9 protein-coding genes and 1 pseudogene are annotated in these 17,582 nt (G+C 62.4%); 7 read left to right on the top strand and 3 right to left on the bottom strand.

Annotation, left to right across the window (positions count from 1 at the left end; genetic code table 11):
- Positions 1-215: 215 nt before the first annotated feature.
- From ACZ9GA_RS02650 to ACZ9GA_RS02640, 3 genes and pseudogenes are all read left to right on the top strand, one after another.
- Positions 216-632, top strand: a pseudogene (locus tag ACZ9GA_RS02650) (L,D-transpeptidase family protein); the annotation flags it as partial.
- A 222-nt stretch (positions 633-854) separates the two neighbouring features.
- Complete coding sequence (locus ACZ9GA_RS02645; RefSeq protein ID WP_457357292.1) at positions 855-2,468, top strand: ShlB/FhaC/HecB family hemolysin secretion/activation protein; 1,614 nt, start codon at positions 855-857, stop codon at positions 2,466-2,468.
- A gap of 25 nt (positions 2,469-2,493) precedes the next feature.
- On the top strand, positions 2,494-6,804 hold the full coding sequence (locus tag ACZ9GA_RS02640; protein ID WP_457357294.1) for a hemagglutinin repeat-containing protein: 4,311 nt from the start codon (positions 2,494-2,496) through the stop codon (positions 6,802-6,804).
- 117 nt (positions 6,805-6,921) lie between these two features.
- Here the strand turns inward: ACZ9GA_RS02640 and ACZ9GA_RS02635 are convergent, their stop codons facing one another.
- Together ACZ9GA_RS02635 and purL are read right to left on the bottom strand one after the other, a co-directional pair.
- Positions 6,922-7,233, bottom strand: a complete 312-nt coding sequence (locus ACZ9GA_RS02635; protein ID WP_457357296.1) for a YqfO family protein — start codon at positions 7,231-7,233, stop codon at positions 6,922-6,924.
- 4 nt (positions 7,234-7,237) lie between these two features.
- Positions 7,238-11,134: a phosphoribosylformylglycinamidine synthase gene (gene purL, locus ACZ9GA_RS02630; RefSeq protein ID WP_457357298.1), complete on the bottom strand. Its 3,897-nt coding sequence runs from the start codon at positions 11,132-11,134 to the stop codon at positions 7,238-7,240.
- Between the two features lie 308 nt (positions 11,135-11,442).
- Between purL and mltF the strand changes: the two genes are divergently transcribed.
- The 4 genes from mltF (at position 11,443) to ACZ9GA_RS02610 (ending at position 17,098) form a co-directional block, all read left to right on the top strand.
- Complete coding sequence (gene mltF / locus ACZ9GA_RS02625; protein ID WP_457357300.1) at positions 11,443-12,903, top strand: membrane-bound lytic murein transglycosylase MltF; 1,461 nt, start codon at positions 11,443-11,445, stop codon at positions 12,901-12,903.
- A gap of 111 nt (positions 12,904-13,014) precedes the next feature.
- Complete coding sequence (locus ACZ9GA_RS02620) at positions 13,015-13,863, top strand: small ribosomal subunit Rsm22 family protein (RefSeq protein ID WP_457357302.1); 849 nt, start codon at positions 13,015-13,017, stop codon at positions 13,861-13,863.
- A 5-nt stretch (positions 13,864-13,868) separates the two neighbouring features.
- Positions 13,869-14,960: an AAA family ATPase gene (locus ACZ9GA_RS02615; RefSeq protein ID WP_457357304.1), complete on the top strand. Its 1,092-nt coding sequence runs from the start codon at positions 13,869-13,871 to the stop codon at positions 14,958-14,960.
- A 14-nt stretch (positions 14,961-14,974) separates the two neighbouring features.
- Positions 14,975-17,098, top strand: coding sequence for an alpha-ketoglutarate-dependent dioxygenase AlkB (locus tag ACZ9GA_RS02610; RefSeq protein WP_457357305.1), 2,124 nt, complete (start codon positions 14,975-14,977; stop codon positions 17,096-17,098).
- A 1-nt stretch (position 17,099) separates the two neighbouring features.
- Here the strand turns inward: ACZ9GA_RS02610 and tadA are convergent, their stop codons facing one another.
- Positions 17,100-17,582 carry a tRNA adenosine(34) deaminase TadA gene (gene tadA, locus ACZ9GA_RS02605; RefSeq protein WP_457357307.1) on the bottom strand — a complete coding sequence of 161 codons (483 nt, stop codon included), beginning with the start codon at positions 17,580-17,582 and terminating at the stop codon, positions 17,100-17,102.

Below are 17,582 nucleotides of genomic sequence, written 5' to 3'. Positions count from 1 at the left end.
ACCGGCGCAAGCGGGGTGCACCCCCTACTTGCAGGATTGATCGTTAAATGCGCTGGTTGCTTGCCCTTTTCTGTCTGTCGTTCGCCACGGTGTCTTCGGCTGCCTTCACCGTCACCATCGAGAAAAAGCCGGTGTCGCAACTGGCCCCCAATGTCATCGACCCCGTGCACAGCGTCACCCCCAGCGTACCGCCGGGCCTGACCAATGCCGTGGTCGACAAGGTGCTGGTGCTCAAATCGACCCATCAGTTGCAATTGATCAGCCGCGGCCAGCCGCTCAAGACCTACCGCGTATCGCTGGGCAAGAGCCCGCGCGGGCCCAAGGAATACGAGGGTGACATGCGCACCCCCGAAGGCTTCTACTGGCTGGACTGGCGCAAGGTCAGCGACCGCTACAACCTGGCCATCCACGTGTCGTACCCCAACGCCAGCGATTCGGCCAAGGCGCGCAATGCCGGCCTGCCACCTGGCGGCATGATCATGATCCACGGCACCCCCGACAGCGAGGAATACCCGGAGTGGTATTTCAACACCCTGGACTGGACCGACGGCTGCATCGCCATGAAGAACCAGGACATGCGTGAGCTGTGGAGCATGGTCAAGGATGGCACCATGATCGAGATTCGCCCGTAGCAGCAAGGGCATTAGGTGGGAGCGGGCTCTGCCCGCGAAAAGAGCGCTGCCGCCAGTCAGCCATTACGCGGTGTCAGTTTCGCGGGTAGAACCCGCTCCCACGCCGATAGCAACCATCCAGAAACGTCCTACAGCATTACTGGACCCATCCGACCTCAATTGTTCTCGTAGATCGGTAAATTCCATCCACTCGGATGCATTTACCAAACAAGAACAATTCTTATGCGTGCCCTGATCACCTGCTGCGCCCTACTGCTTGCCCCCCTTGCCCTGGCCGACGATAGCCTGCGCTGGCTGGACCAGGAGCGTCGCCAGCGCGAAACCCTGGAGCGCGACCAGCGCCTGCGCCAATTGCAGCGCCCGGCTCCGTCACCCCAAGTTCCGGCCGTTCCAGGCACAGCGGACCAGCACTGCTGGCAACTGCCAGGCGTGACCCTGCAAGGCAACCGCCTGATCAGCGACCAGGCACTGCAACAGGCCCTGCGCCCGCACGTCGCCCAGTGCATGGGTGTCAACGCCATCCGCCGGGTGCTGGCGCGCATCAGCCAGCTCTATATCCAGCACGGCTACATCGCCACCCGCGCCTACCCCACCCAGCCTCCCGAGGACGGCCAGCCGCTGTCGATCCTGATCGAGGAAGGCTTTGTCGAAGCCATCGAACTGGACGGCCCGGACCTGCCCATTTCGTTGCGCAACGCCTTCCCCGACCTGATCGGCAAGCCACTGCACCTGCCCACGCTGGAGCAGGGCCTGGACCAACTCAACCGCCTGCGCAGCATTGATGTGGAGGCGCAGATCGCACCGGGTGACTTGCCAGGCGGTTCACGAATCATTCTGGCCGCGCGCAGCCACCTCTCGCCCTGGGGCGCACGGGTGACCTACGGCAACGGCGGCGACCGTTTCAGCGGGCGGCACGGCGCCAGCCTGGTGCTGAGCCGCGACAACCCCTTGCAGCTCAACGACGCCCTGCAGGTCAGCCTGTTCGGCACCTTCGGCAACACTCCCAACTACAACCGCGCACTGGGCCTGTACTACAGCGTGCCCTACGGCCCGTGGACCCTGGGCGCCAGCCTGGCGCGCAGCCAACAGGTAGCGTTCACCCCGGTGGGCCGGCACCGCAACACCTACCTCACCGACAGCCGCGGCCTGAGCCTGGGCCGTACCCTGTGGCGCAACCAGACCACCCTGCTGGGCGCCCAATTGCGCCTGAATCAGAAACAGCGCCAGCGCTGGTTCAACAACCGACACCTGCCCGTGCCCGACCCTCGCCTCACCGACCTGGGCCTGGACCTGACCCTGCTGTGGCTGGGCCGTGCCACCTGGAGCGGGCAGTTGGGCTACAGCCACAGCCTGAACTGGCTGGGCGCCGACAGCCGCGACTACCAGCAATGGCGCATGGCACTGCTGCGCACCCAGGTGTGGCCTGGCGCCGGGCACTATTGGCGCTGGGACAGCGGCCTGGAAACCCAATACAGCCCCAACCGCCTGCCCGCCAGTGAGCAGTGGCTGTTGAGCAGTTCCGCCAGCGTACGCGGCCTGCGCGACAGCAACATCGCCGCCAGCAGCGCGGCGGTGTGGCGCAACAACCTGACGCTGGCGATTGCCATCAGCCCCGGCTGGACCGTCAGCCCGCGCCTTGGCCTGGACTACGGCCGTGGCTGGGACACCTGGATCAGCGACCAACAACACCCTGCGCTGGCGGCCATCAGCACCGGCGCCAGCCTGGCCTGGCCCGGTGGCCAGGCATCACTGGATTATCGCCACGCCGTGGTGATCAAGGACGGCCCTCGTGCAGAGCCTGGCTTCTGGAACATGGAGCTGAAACTGGACTTCTGACTCATCGACAAAAGAGATAAAAAACATGACTCAGCGACCTCCTCGCTTCCCCCTCAACCACCTGCGCTGGGCGATTTCCGCCGCGCTGCTGACCTACAGCCTGCCCGGCCTGAGCGAGGGCATCACGCCCCTGCCCGGCGCCAACGGCCAGGCGGTGCTGGGCGAGCAACAAGGCGTAGCCACCCTGGACATCGTCGCCCCCGACGGCGCCGGCACCTCGCACAATCAGTTCAATGACTACAACGTCGGCCCGCAGGGCGTGGTGCTCAACAACGCCCTGCAGCCGGGGCAAGCGGCGCTGGGCCCGATGCTTGATGCCAACCGCCACTTCCAGGGCCAGGCCGCCAGCACCATCGTGCTTGAGGTGAGCGGGCTCAGCCCGTCCAACATCCACGGCCCGCAGGAAATCTTCGGCCAGCGCGCCGACTACCTGCTGGCCAACCCCAACGGCATCAGCCTCAATGGCGCCAGCTTCATCAACGCCAACCGCGCCAGCTTCCTGGTGGGTATCCCGGAGCTGGAAGACGGCCGCATCGTGCGCCTCAGCGCCAGCCATGAGCAGGCGGTGCTGCACGTGGGCCAGGGCGGTGCCAGCAACGTCGACGGCGCCCTGGAGTTGATCACCCCACGCCTGGACACCGACGGCAAGCTGGCGGCCCGTGACAATCTGGACCTGATCATCGGCCACAACACATTGAACCACGCCGATCGCGCCCTGCTGGCTACAGCCCCCGCCACGGCGCCCGCGGTGGATGGCCGTCTGCTGGGCGCCATGCACGCCGGGCGCATCCGCATCATCAGCACCACTGAAGGCGCCGGGGTGCGCCTGCCCAACGCGCAATTGGTGGGGCGCCAAGGCATCGAGATCGACAGCCGTGGCGATCTGCAGATCAGCGGCACCCAGGCGCGCAATGGCCTGATCAAGGCAGCCGAAGGCGATGTCACCTTGAAGTCCGGCGGCGACATGCGCTTCACTGCCCTGGACATCGAAGGCGGTGCAATCAAGGCCAAGGCCGGCAAGGCCCTGCGCATGGATACCCTGACCCGCGAGCAGATCACCAAAGCCCACGACCAATGGAAGCGCAAGGCCTGGTTCATCCCCACCGAGGAATATTCCAAACGCACCACGCAAACCACCCGCCAGCACCTGGCCACCCGGCTGGAGGCCCGCGACGGCATCGACCTGGAATCAGGCACGGACATGCACCTCACCGCCGCCCAACTCAAGACCCCGGGCGACTTGCGTGTACGCAGCGGCGGCGAGCTGACCATCGACGCCGCGCTGGACAGCACCACCGTGTTCCAGACCGTACGCCACCGCAAGCACCTGTGGCGCGGCGACAGCAACACCACCGATGTGCACGAAACTGCGCGTGGCAGCACCCTGGAAGGCGGCACGGTGCAGATCGACAGCGTGGGCGACGTTACGGTGCGCGGCAGCCGCCTGCACAGCCAAGGTACCGGCACCCTGCGCAGCGCAGGCAAGGTCACGCTGGACGGCATTGCCGTCAAGGCCAGCCATGACAAGGACGACTACCGCGGCGACCTAGTGGGCGGCGCGTTCTTCAGCAAGACCGTCAATGACGAACGCCGCAGCAGCGACCCGCATCGCACCGAGGTGCGTTCAGAGCACAACCTGCAGATCACCGCCCACGACAAGATGAAAATGGTCGGCCCCAAGGTCAGTGCCCCCGGTGCCGTGCAGCTGAAGGCGGAAAAAGGCATAGAGTTGCTGCCCGCCCCAGCCACCCGCACCGACAGCACCACCACCCGCACCCAGGGTTTCACGGCCAAGGTCGGCGAAACCAAAAAAGCTGCCGATGACAAGGAGGGCAGCAAGCAGTACTTCGCTCAAGTGGGCTATGAAGTGACCGACACACGCAAGGACACCGCCAGCAAGACCCACGTGCCCACCCACGTGGCAGGCCATACCGTGGACATCGAGGATGCGACCGCCATCAAGACCGTGGGCGCGAAGGTCGAAAGCAAGGAACGCACGCGGCTCAAGGCGCCCGACGTCCAGACCCGCGCGGCACTGGACGAGCACAGCAGCACCGAGCAAACCTCCACCAAGGACGGCGCATTGCGCCTGACCGGCGGCATTGACCGCGCAGGCAGTGCCTTCAGCGGTGGCGTGGAAAATGATCGCAAACAGGTCGAGGACAGGACCCACCAACCTACCACCTTGCTCACCGACGGCAGCACCGAAGTAGACGCCGAGACCCTGCTGCAGCAAGCCACGATCATCGCCAGCAAAGGTGATACCCACCTCAAGGCCACGACAGCCACCCACGCCGACGCCACCGACGAACACCAGGAAACCGCGTCCAGCAACCGCACCCGCGTCGACCTGGGCGCCACCGTCGAGTACACCGACCTCACCCGCCCCATCGAGAAGATAGTGAAAGGCGAGGACCAGAGCCGCTTCCAGCATCAGGCGTTGGAGGACAACCTGTTCGCCCCAAGCCTGGGCGCCGACCTGAACGTGCTGCACGAACAACGCAGCGCCAGCAACCACCAGCAGCAAGGCCGGGTCTCGCAATTCAGCGGTGCCAACGTGAAGCTGGACATCGCGCAGACACTTGAGGATATCGGCAGCCACTACGCCGCCACCAACGGCACGCTGGCGATCAATGCCGGCAGCCATGAGCAGAAAGCCAGCCGCACCGTCGAGACTCGTACCCTCACCCGGCTGGACACCGACACCCGCGCCCGCCTGGACACCAACACCGGCACCGACATCAACTTCAAGATGGTCGGCAGCGGCGGTTCCACCACCAGTACCACTCGCGATGGCAAAGCACTGCCAAGCTTGTACCAGGGCCAGGCGGGCGTGCAGATCCAACTGGGTACGGATGGTCTCTATGAGGGCGCCACCTTCGAGTCCGCCACAGGGCCGGTGAGTGTCGAGGGCGCAGGCAATCTGGCATTCGAGCAGGCGCGTGATGAGCAGAGTCAGGCCAGCACCGTGATCGACGGCTCGGCCTGGGCCAAGGTGGGCACCAGCCCTACGGCGGGTAAAAGCATGGGCGGCAGTGTGATCGGCAAGTACACCACCGCCAGCAGCGCCGACAGCCAGGGCCGCGCCGTGCAGATCCACACCCCGGGCGCCGCGACGATCGGCGCGGGCAAACAGGTGTATCTGGAAGGCACGCAGTTCGGCAGCCAGGACCGCAAGGTCGGCAGCCTGGACATCAAGGCCGGTGACAACGCGACAATCGTCAGCGCCACCGACACCCACCAGGCCGATGGCAGCGTTTACGGCGGCGGCCTGCAGATGAGCCTGTCGCGCAACGCGCCAAGCGGCGGCAAGGGCGGCGGCATGGGGGCCAGCCTGGAACTGGGCCGTACCGATGAGCGCAGCACCACGGCCCAACCTGGCCAATGGCACGTCGACAATAGCGCCAAGGTTACTGCAGGCAGCAGCGCCGAGAAGGCCATCGACATCCAGGGCCTGCAGGTGGATGCCAAACAGCTGACACTGGACGCCAGCAAAGGCGGTATCGCCATCACCAGCGGCCAGAGCGAAGATCAACGCAACAACAAGGGTGTGGGCCTGGGCCTGGGCGTCAATGGCGCCAACACCACCGACGCCGCCAAAGGCCATACCGCCGTCCATGGTCGCGCCACCCTGGACCTCGACAAGCTGGCCAGCACCACCCACAAAAACACGGAAATCCGTGTGGAGCATCTGGGCATCAACAGCCGTCGCGACACCCACATCGCCGGGGCCACAGTGACTGCCGACAAGATCGCCGGCAGCGTGGGTGGCGACCTGATCGTCGAAAGCCGTCAGGATCAGGTCAACGGCCACAAGGTCAATCTGGACGCGCGCCTGAACGCCGAGAAAAACCCCCAGGGCCTGGTCAACGGCGCCACGGCGCTGGCTGGCCCCGCGGGCGACAAGGTCAGGGCGAAGATCGGCAGCGGCCTGCAGAAAGTCGACCTGGGCTTCGCCCCCACCCTGAACCTGGACGTGAGCAAGACCCAGCGCGACACCGCCGCAGCACAAACCGTGATCAGCGGGCGTGACGGGATTGCACTGCAGGTGGATGGCACCACCCTGCTCAATGGCGCACAACTCAAAAGCCCGCGTGGGGAAGTTGATCTGGGGGGCAGCACCGTGAACAGCAGCAGCCTGAGCGGCAGCGATCATTCGTTCGGGCTGGAGGGCAAGTTGTCACTGGTGCCTGAGGAAATGACCCAGAACCTGATCAATGCCTTTACCGGCGCTAAAGACAGCAAGGACAGCACGTCGGATTTAGGACTGTTGCGCACCAAGGGGCATGATCAGCAGCAGACGCTGGAAGGAGGGATCAAGCACAAAGCCGGATGATCTGTAGCCGCTGCCGCAGGCTGCGCTGGACCCTGCGTACGCTGGAGATCTACAGCGAGGCACAGGGCAAGCGCAGCCTGGCGGCAGCGGCTACGGATATCAGTGAGCGAGGGGTTATCAGAAATCGGCGAGGCGCCAGACTTCGTAGGCCGGCGTTTCGTAGGGGTGGCTGGCCTTGAGGGCCGCCACCACCGTTTCGATCAGCTCGTCAGCCACCACAAGCTCAACCTTCCATTCCTCCACCCGCTCAAGCAGACCGGTCTGGCCCACAAACGGCGTTGCGCCGTCCATGGGCCGGAACTGGCCATGCCCCAGCGTCTGCCAGGCGCAGCTGTCATAGTCGCCGATGCGACCGCCACCGGCGGCAAACACGACGTTTTTGACAGCTTCCACATGGCTGGGCGGCACGAAGAAGGCAAGCTTGTACACAGCCTTAGTTCACCCAGACGCGCGCGTTGCGGAACATGCGCATCCACGCCGCGTCTTCGTTCCAGTCATCAGGGCGCCACGAGTTCTGCACCGCGCGGAAGACCCGCTCCGGGTGCGGCATCATGATGGTGACGCGACCGTCGCGGCTGGTCAGACCGGTGATCCCGCGCGGCGAACCGTTCGGGTTGGCCGGGTAGGCTTCGGTGACCTTGCCGTGGTTGTCGACGAAACGCAGTGCCACGCAACCCGACACGTCGGCTTCGATCAGCGCCTGCTGGTTGGCGAACTCCGCATGGCCTTCGCCGTGGGCGATGGCGATCGGCATGCGCGAACCGGCCATGCCCTGCAGGAACACCGAGTTGGACTTCTGTACTTCAACCATCGCCACGCGCGCTTCGAACTGCTCGGAGCGGTTGCGCACGAAGTGTGGCCAGAACTCGGTGCCCGGGATCAGCTCGTGCAGGTTGGACATCATCTGGCAACCGTTGCACACACCCAGGGTGAAGGTGTCGTTGCGCTCGAAGTACTGCTGGAACGCATCGCGGGCACGGGCGTTGAACAGCGCCGACTTGGCCCAGCCTTCACCGGCACCCAGCACGTCGCCGTAGCTGAAGCCACCACAGGCCACCAGGCCCTTGAAGTCGTTCAGGTCGACGCGGCCGGCGAGGATATCGCTCATGTGCACGTCGATGGCGTTGAAGCCGGCGCGGTCGAAGGCGGCAGCCATCTCGACCTGGCCGTTGACGCCCTGCTCGCGCAGTACGGCAACCTGAGGACGCACACCGGTCTTGATGTACGGCGCGCTGACGTTTTCGTTGACGTCGAAGCCCAGCTTGACGCTCAGGCCCGGGTTGTCTTCTTCCAGCAGTACGTCGAACTCCTGATCGGCACACTCGGCGTTATCACGCAGGCGCTGGATCTGGTAGCTGGTCTCGGCCCACTGGCGTTGCAGCAGACGGCGGTCGCCTTCAAACAGCTGCTCGCCGTTCAGGCTGATGTACACGTGGCCGTTGTTGACCGGCTGGCCGATCACGGCCACGCAGTCACCCAGGCCAGCAGCGCTGAACTGGGCGAGGATGTCGGCGGTGGCGTCCTGGCGAACCTGAATGACCGCGCCCAGCTCTTCGTTGAAGAGGATGGCGTTGATCTCTTCCTTGGCGTCGGCCAGGGTGTCCAGTTGCAGGTCCAGGCCGCAGTGGCCGGCGAAGGCCATTTCCATCACGGTGGTCAGCAGGCCGCCGTCGGAACGGTCGTGGTAGGCCAGCAGGTGGCCGTCGGCGTTCAGGCCCTGGATCACGGCGAAGAAGGCTTTCAGGTCTTCGGCATCGTCCACGTCCGGCGCGGCCTTGGCCAGCTTGGCGTGGGCCTGGGCCAGGATCGAGGCGCCCATGCGGTTCTGGCCGCGGCCCAGGTCGATCAGCACCAGGTCGGTCAGGCCCTTGTCCATGCGCAGTTGCGGGGTCAGGGTCTTGCGGATGTCCACCACCGGGGCGAAGCCGGTGATGATCAGCGACATCGGCGAGGTCACGGTTTTCTCGGTGCCCTCATCGCTCCAGCGGGTTTTCATGGACATGGAGTCCTTGCCCACTGGAATGGTGATGCCCAGCTCAGGGCACAGCTCCATGCCGACCGCTTTCACGGCGTCGTACAGACGGGCGTCTTCGCCTGGGTGGCCGGCAGCGGACATCCAGTTGGCCGACAGTTTGATGTCGGACATTTTTGCGATGGACGAGGCGGCGATGTTGGTCAGGGTTTCACCCACGGCCATGCGCGCCGATGCCGGGGCATCGAGCAGCGCCAGCGGCGTGCGCTCGCCCATGGCCATGGCTTCACCGGTGTACACGTCGAAGCTGGTGGCGGTGACGGCAACGTCGGCCACCGGCACTTGCCACGGGCCCACCATCTGGTCGCGGTTGACCAGACCGGTGATGGTGCGGTCGCCGATGGTGATCAGGAAGCTCTTGCTGGCCACGGCAGGGTGGTGCAGCACGCGCTCGATGGATTCGGCAAGGTCCAGCTGGGCCGGGTCGAAGTCATCGCCCTGTTCGGCTTCGCGAACGGCGCTGCGGTGCATGCGCGGGGCCTTGCCCAGCAGCACTTCCAGCGGCATGTCGACGGCGTTGTTGCCGAAGTGGCTGTCGGTCACGGTCAGTTGCGGCTCGGCCGTTGCCTCGCCCACGACCGCGAACGGGCAGCGCTCGCGTTCGCAGATGGCCTGGAAGCGCTCGAAGTCAGCGGCGTCGACCGCCAGCACGTAGCGTTCCTGGGACTCGTTGCTCCAGATTTCCAGCGGGGCCATGCCCGGCTCGTCGTTGGGCACGTTACGCAGTTCGAAACGGCCGCCGCGGCCACCGTCGTTCACCAGCTCCGGGAAGGCGTTGGACAGACCGCCCGCGCCCACGTCGTGGATGAAGCTGATCGGGTTCTTGTCGCCCAGCTGCCAGCAGCGGTCGATGACCTCTTGGCAGCGGCGCTCCATTTCCGGGTTTTCGCGCTGTACCGAAGCGAAGTCCAGGTCAGCCGAGCTGGTGCCGGTGGCCATGGAGGAAGCGGCGCCGCCGCCCAGGCCGATGAGCATGGCCGGGCCGCCCAGCACGATCAGCTTGGAGCCGACAGTGATCTCGCCTTTCTGCACGTGCTCGGCGCGGATGTTGCCCATGCCGCCGGCCAACATGATTGGCTTGTGGTAGCCGCGCACTTCTTCACCGTGCGGGGTGTCGATGGCCTGCTCGAAGGTACGGAAGTAGCCGGTCAGGGCCGGACGACCGAATTCGTTGTTGAACGCGGCGCCGCCCAGCGGGCCGTCGATCATGATGTCCAGCGGGGTGACGATGCGCTCGGGCTTGCCGTAGGCCTTTTCCCATGGCTGTTCGAAGCCGGGGATGTTCAGGTTGGATACGGTGAAGCCGGTCAGGCCAGCCTTTGGCTTGGCGCCGCGACCGGTGGCGCCTTCGTCACGGATCTCGCCACCGGAACCTGTGGAAGCACCCGGGAACGGCGCGATCGCGGTCGGGTGGTTGTGGGTTTCCACCTTCATCAGGATGTGCACCGGCTCCTGCACCGCACCGTACTGGCGGGTTTCAGGGTTCGGGAAGAAGCGACCGGCCACGCTGCCGACGATCACCGAGGCGTTGTCCTTGTAAGCGGACAGCACGCCTTCGTTGTGCATCTGGTAGGTGTTCTTGATCATGCCGAACAGGCTTTTTTCCTGGCTCTGGCCGTCAATGTCCCAACTGGCGTTGAAGATCTTGTGGCGGCAGTGCTCGGAGTTGGCCTGGGCGAACATCATCAGTTCGATGTCGTGGGGGTTGCGACCCAGACCTTCGAAGCTTTTCACCAGGTAGTCGATCTCGTCCTCGGCCAGGGCCAGGCCCAGCTCGACGTTGGCTTTTTCCAGCGCGGCGCGGCCGCCGCCCAGCACGTCGATGGCGGTCAGCGGTTTTGGCTCGGCGTGGCTGAACAAGCCGGCGGCCTCTTCCAGCTTGCCCAGCACCACCTGGGTCATGCGGTCGTGCAGCAGGCCGGAGACGATCTGCGCCTCGGCGTCGCTGAATTCACCGCTGACATAGAAGGCAATGCCACGTTCCAGACGCTGGACGTTGGCCAGGCCGCAGTTGTGGGCGATATCGCTGGCCTTGCTCGACCATGGCGAAATGGTGCCGAAGCGCGGCATGACCAGGAACAGGCGGCCGGTTGGCTCCTGCACCGGCACGCTCGGGCCGTACTTGAGAAGACGAGCAAGGACTTGCTGCTCATCGGCGGTCAGTTCGCCAGCGACTTCGGCGAAGTGGGCAAATTCAGCGTACAAGCCACTGACAGCGGGGACTTTCTGGCTCAGTTGCTCGAGTAATTTACCGTGGCGAAAGGCAGAAAGGGCAGGAGCGCCGCGCAGGATCAACATCTTCGGGACAGCCTCAGAAAGGGGTGTGCTTAGAGGCCGTGCATTCTAGCGTAAACCGCCGCCGCAGGCACTCAAAACGGTACTGATGGCGCTGGGCGGGCGCTGGAAGGCATATCCTGTCTCCAGAGTCAAACATTTCACCCCCTGTAGCCGCTGCCGCAAGGCTGCGCTGGCCCTTCCCTTCCACTCAATATATTCAGCGTCACACATGGCCAGCGCAGCCTGGCGGCAGCGGCTACAAGCTCCTAGCAGACTCGCGCGATACTGTCGAGATATGGCGCCCTCCTCGCTTTGCGTATACTGCAAGGATGCATTCAAAGACTGCTTCACGCCCGCGCTTCGCCAAATGGCTGATCGCAACCGGACTACTCCTTCTGCTCAACGGCTGCGTCGACAAACCCAGCACGCTTGAGCGAGTCAAGGAGGATGGCGTATTGCGCGTGATAACCCGCAACAGCCCCGCCACCTACTTCCAGGATCGCAACGGCGAAACCGGTTTCGAGTACGAACTGGTCAAGCGTTTTGCCGATGACCTAGGGGTAAAACTGGAAATCGAGACCGCCGACAACCTCGACGATCTGTTCGGCCAGGTGGGCAAACCCAACGGCCCGGTACTGGCTGCGGCCGGCCTGGTCAGCGATGACCAGCGCAAGGCCCAGGTACGGTTCTCACACTCCTACCTGGAAGTGACCCCGCAGGTCATCTACCGCAACGGCCAGTCGCGCCCAACCGATGCCGCCGATCTGGTGGGCAAGAAAATCATGGTGCTCAAGGGCAGCAGCCACGCCGCCCAGCTGGCCGAGCTGAAAAAGCGTTATCCCGCCATTCAATACGAAGAATCCGACGCGGTTGAGGTGGTTGACCTGCTGCGCATGGTCGACGAAGGTCAGCTGGATCTGACGCTGGTGGACTCCAACGAGCTGGCGATGAACCAGGTGTACTTCCCCAACGTGCGCGTCGCCTTCGACCTGGGCGATGCCCAGCAGCAACGCTGGGCCGTGGCTGCCGGCGAAGACAACAGCCTGCTCAACGAGATCAACAGCTACCTGGACAAGGTGCAGAAGAACGGCACCCTGCAACGCCTGAAAGACCGTTACTACGGTCACGTGGACGTACTGGGCTACGTGGGCGCCTACACCTTCGCCCAGCACCTGCAGCAGCGCCTGCCGCATTTCGAGAAAAACTTTCACACCTCGGCCAAGAACGAACAGGTGGACTGGCGCCTGCTGGCTGCCATCGGCTACCAGGAGTCCATGTGGCAGGCCGACGTGACGTCCAAGACCGGCGTGCGCGGCCTGATGATGCTGACTCAGAACACCGCCCAGGCCATGGGCGTGTCCAACCGCCTGGACCCCAAGCAGAGCATCGAGGGCGGTGCCAAGTACTTCGCTCTGGTGCGTGATCAGCTGGACGACAAGATCGAAGAGCCGGACCGCACCTGGTTCGCCCTGGCGGCCTACAACGTGGGCGGCGGCCATCTGGAAGACGCCCGGCAGCTGGCACGCAACGAAGGGTTGAATCCCAACAAGTGGCTGGACGTGAAGAAAATGCTGCCACGCCTGTCGCAGAAGCAGTGGTACAGCAAGACCAAGTACGGCTACGCCCGTGGCGGTGAGCCGGTGCATTTCGTGGCCAACATCCGCCGCTATTACGACATTCTGACCTGGGTAACCCAACCGCAGATGGAAGGTGGGCAGGTGGCCGAGGGGAATATGCATGTACCCGGGGTGAACAAGGACAAGCCGGCGCAGGATAATCCTGCCCTTTAAAGGCCCCGTTCCCCCGACATTCGCCGTATGAGCCCCTCCCTCTGACGCAGGCCTGATGCTTGACGATTTGACGAATCGATACAAATAGTGGCATTTTGCCTAAATCTGAGAATGAGCATTGATGCTCTGACCCAAAAGGATTTAGGTATGGTCACGAGACCACAATGGCTAAAAGCCACCCTCCAAGAATACGTGCACGACGTCATTGATAACGACCCTCGCACGGATGAATATGCCTATTTAGGCTGTGATAAAAAAGAGGTATACAACGCCATCAATTTTGGTCAGGCCAATTTCGATCAGAAATTCGGCACGCTTGATGGCATCGACAAGGCGTTGCTCTACGCCAGATACAACCAGCCCGGCCACCTCGACGAACTTTCCCACGCGTTCAGCACCCTGCTCGACGGTCAACCATTGGGCCGCACTCATGTTTTCGATATTGGCTGCGGCCCTTTCACTGCCGGGCTCGCGTACGCAGAAGTCGCAGGCACACAGCGTTCGTTCACATACTACGGGGTCGACCTTTACGACTCGATGCTGACGCTGGCGGCTCGCTTGGCCGAGGGCGCCCGGAAGCACAAGGGGCTTCACCCTCAAACAAAGTGCACATTCCATAAAGACCTGGCTGACGTGCAGTTCTCCCCTTACGCCAGCAATGACATCAAGATATTCATCACCTCCTACCTGCTGGCCAGCAAAACCCTGGATGTCGAAAAACTGGTGACCAGTATTGCTGACACCTCGCGACGCTGCAGCCGTGGCCCCGCCTTCCTGCTTTACACCAATAGCGCACACCCCCTTGCGCGGCAAAACTTTCCCGACTTCAAGGCGCACCTGGCAGCACACGGCTTCCATCTGGTGGATACAGACCGGGAAGAGATGTTCGACGCCACGCGCAAGCCTAGAAAGATTCACTACGCGCTTTTTCAGAACACGAAAGATCTATATCAAGGTTAAATCGTATGTTGCTTCCAAAACTGGACGATCTCATTGACGAGCAAGATAGCGTTTATACGCACCCTATCAATGAGCATCTCCTAGTCGTCGGCCCGCCTGGTTCAGGAAAAACCAGCCTTGCTGTGCTCAGAGCTCAGTACCTGAAGAACCGGGGCAAAAAAACACTGCTGATAACCAAAAACCGAATGCTCGCGGTGTTGGCAAATCAGTTAGGCAACGGCACCGTCACAACCATGACGATGCACTCCTTCGTATCGAACCACTACTACAGCCTATTCCAGAAACAGATACCACAGCATGCGCCGTATCACTACGTTTGGCCGCAGGTCATTCAGCAATACGAGGATGTTGAGTATGGTTACTGCTATGATCATATTGTGGTGGACGAGGGGCAAAACTTACCAGCGGGCTTTTATCAATGGATGGTGCGCTACGGAGCACCGACCGTAAGCGTTTTCACTGACGAAAACCAGACAACTGATGATCAAAGCTCAACCATTGGCCACATGCGCGCAGCCTCTCTTCCGGAGGAGAAACACCTTTACGAAAACCATCGAAACACTGACGAAATTGCACGTGTCGCAGAGCACTTCCACCGATCCATACATCTCGCCCCAGCTCGGGTACGACGCGCCTTCAGTGGCGAGATACCCCGACTTGAAACAGGCCGCACCTGGGAAGAAATCGCAACACTCGTCGCTAACCGCTTCACAAATCGCAAACAATCGGTCGGTGTTATAGTACAGAAAGTAGATGATGCCTTGGAGGTCCAGGGTTTACTCAAGGCTGCTCTGCCCAGCGGAACACGTATTGATGTCTACACGCACAAGACGCCCCAACAGGCTGTGGCAAACATCAAGATCATGGATGAGGGCATCACCATACTGACCGGAAAATCTGCAATCGGGCTTGAATTCAATCATGTCTTTTTGCAGGATCTGCATCAATCATTGCCAGCCCAAACCCCTATACAATGTCGCCGACTGTACATGCTGTGCGCGCGGGCGCGGGACACGCTGACACTTGTAGACGGCCCGCAACCCTTGACTCCGCGCCAGCTTGCCGACCTTCCTGACTCTACGTTGCTCACTCGATGAACCAAGATCCCCCGATGACATTGTCCCTCTTTGCCGAGTCGGACGAACACGTTGGCCGCGAAGGCGTTCAGCTGACACTCACACTCGACAGCAGGTCGTGGCTTAGCCTGCTGGCAGAAAAGTGGTGGCCTGTCAGAAGCAGCCCAACACCCATAGTCCTGGGCGTGGGAAAGCCGGTCATCCAGGGCGATCGCAATGCCAAGACCGAAGTAACTGCCTGGCTCGATCTGGCGGTATTGATGCTTGAGCGCGTGCAGGTGCTGCGTCACTCCAAGTGGCAGGAATGCCTGCTGGGCGAAGTAACCGAGGGCGATGTAGCCGTCGCCTGGCATGGCCCCCTACCACTGACGGCCATCAAGCGCTTCACGGTTGGGTCTGATGAACAACAGGCGCATTTACTCGCCATGGCACAGGGCTTTGCGAACCTGGAAAGCCCGCGCCAGCCGGTTGAAGTAGAGCAACTAGAGCCCCTGCAGGTCCCCACACCGTTCCAGGTCAAGGCACGCTCCAAGCTCGCTGCTTCACGGTATAGCCCCCCTGAGTCATGGAACGCTTTTCGAGGGGCGGCCGCCATGGCGGTGTGGGCAGTACCCTCCATCAGGCCGTGGCTTGACGTGCTGTGCAATATGCTTTCAGCCAAGCCAGCGAAAAACTGTCGCACCGAGCTCCAGGCACCATGGCTAAACCAACCAGCGTGGCAGGTGGCCGAGCAAAAACCCACGAAGAATGGCCGTAGTCGCGATCTAATACTGTGGTCGGCAATCATCCGCACCCTGACCAATATCCGTATCAAGGAAGCATGGCGGCCTGCGGAAGTACTTGAACAAATTTGCGATGACGCCCGGCACAACGGGGCGCCGCCGAGCTCTCTCGATGGTCTTTTGTTCACTACATCCTCCATTCTTGACGACACCCAGACCGTCGATATCGGTTTTGGCGCCGTCGACCCATTGGGAATGGCGTTGCAATTGGTCCTTTTGCGTCCACGACCAGAACAGTTTGTAACCTGGCGAAACGATCTGCCCGCGCTCCCCCCAGCCATCTGGTGGACGGGCGCCATTCTCTCGGGGCTGATCAACGGTTACCGCAACCTGGATCTGAAATATCGCCCAGACGACGCAACCGGCGCATTGCTCGATAGCATCACGTGGGTTACCCGCCAGCCATCGCCTTGGGGAGTCCTCTCCCCCCTGCCTTTGACGTGCACCATTAAAGAGAACAGTGCGTATCTCTCGACAGAAAATGGTACTTGGCTAACCCGCGAACTGGGCCGGCGGGGGCGCTGGTACGAAGCGGATCTAAACACTACCGAGGTCAAGGCACTCGCCATCATCCAAGCTGCAGCGCTGGCGCCCGCCACGTTGAAACAACGAATCAAGCTCAGCGGCAGCAGCTCGTTTGAGAGTCAATCGGCAATCAAGATCGATAACAAACGGAAAACGATCACGGTCGCTGGCGAAGGCGATGCGTATCTGGAACTCAATGATAGGATCGAGCTGGTCGAGCACCTGGACAGCGCTGCGTTCAAATGCTGGCTGGCCAGTGCCGGTGAAGCGAGAGCCTTGCCAAAGTTGCCCGTACAGAAACAGCTGGAAATTCCGCCGGCAGGCTTAAGGGTGGTAGAAAATTTCCTGTCCGAGGCCGACGAGCAAAGACTGCTAAGACTCATCAATGAAGGGCCGTGGTCCAACGAGCTGAAACGCCGAGTGCAGCACTACGGCTGGAAGTACGATTATCGGGCCCGGCAGATTCGTCCGGATGCCTACCTCGGGCCACTTCCTGCTTGGGCGGACCAAATAGCCGAGCGCCTAGTGACGCTAGGGCTGATGCCCGAAAAGCCTGATCAAGTGATCGTTAACGAATACGTTACCTTGCAAGGGATCAGCGCCCATGTAGACTGCAGAACCTGCTTCAAAGGTCCGGTCGTCACGATCAGCCTGCTGGAGTCCTGGCACATGCTGTTCAGGAACGGCAAGGCGCGCCACGAAGTGCTTCTTCCACGATCAAGCGCCACGGTAATGGCAGGGCCTGCTAGGGACGAATGGACTCACGAAATACCTGCCCGCAAGCAGGAATCAGGCGTACCACGAACCAGGCGGGTCTCACTTACATTCCGCAAAGTAAACGTCGCAGGTTGAATCAAGTGCGGCTTCGGCGAGCCTTGAAGAACTCAGTCAAGATCGCCCCGCACTCCTCTGCCAGCACACCGCCTTCAATCATCACCCGATGATTCAAGAACCCCTGGGTAAAGAACTGCCCCTGACTCTGCGCCACCCCCGCCTTGGGCTCCAATGCCCCGAACACCACCCGCGCAACGCGCGAATGCACGATCAACCCCGCGCACATGCTGCACGGTTCAAGTGTCACGTAGAGCGTACTGCCCGGCAGCCGGTAATTGCTGACCGACTGCGCCGCGTTGCGGATGGCAACCATCTCGGCATGGGCGCTGGGGTCACTGCCGCTGATCGGGCAATTGAACCCGCGCCCGACGATTTCCCCGCCCTGCACCAGCACCGCGCCCACCGGCACCTCGCCCATGGCCGCGCCCTGGGCCGCCAACGCCAGCGCTTCGCGCATGAAATGCTGGTCGCGGCTACGATCGATGATCTGTGGCTGGCGCAT

The organism is Pseudomonas sp. TE3644 (assembly GCF_056278815.1).
Note: the sequence above shows the minus strand (reverse complement) of the source record. Positions and strands in the feature narration are given on the sequence as shown.

Excerpts from the sequence above, each read along its gene's own strand:
- ACZ9GA_RS02645 (WP_457357292.1), top strand. The coding sequence starts at position 855 with ATGCGTGCCCTGATCACCTGCTGCGCCCTACTGCTTGCCCCCCTTGCC.
- ACZ9GA_RS02640 (WP_457357294.1), top strand. The coding sequence starts at position 2,494 with ATGACTCAGCGACCTCCTCGCTTCCCCCTCAACCACCTGCGCTGGGCG.
- purL (WP_457357298.1), bottom strand. The coding sequence starts at position 11,134 with ATGTTGATCCTGCGCGGCGCTCCTGCCCTTTCTGCCTTTCGCCACGGT.
- mltF (WP_457357300.1), top strand. The coding sequence starts at position 11,443 with ATGCATTCAAAGACTGCTTCACGCCCGCGCTTCGCCAAATGGCTGATC.
- ACZ9GA_RS02620 (WP_457357302.1), top strand. The coding sequence starts at position 13,015 with ATGAGCATTGATGCTCTGACCCAAAAGGATTTAGGTATGGTCACGAGA.
- ACZ9GA_RS02615 (WP_457357304.1), top strand. The coding sequence starts at position 13,869 with ATGTTGCTTCCAAAACTGGACGATCTCATTGACGAGCAAGATAGCGTT.
- ACZ9GA_RS02610 (WP_457357305.1), top strand. The coding sequence starts at position 14,975 with ATGACATTGTCCCTCTTTGCCGAGTCGGACGAACACGTTGGCCGCGAA.
- tadA (WP_457357307.1), bottom strand. The coding sequence starts at position 17,582 with ATGCGCCAGCCACAGATCATCGATCGTAGCCGCGACCAGCATTTCATG.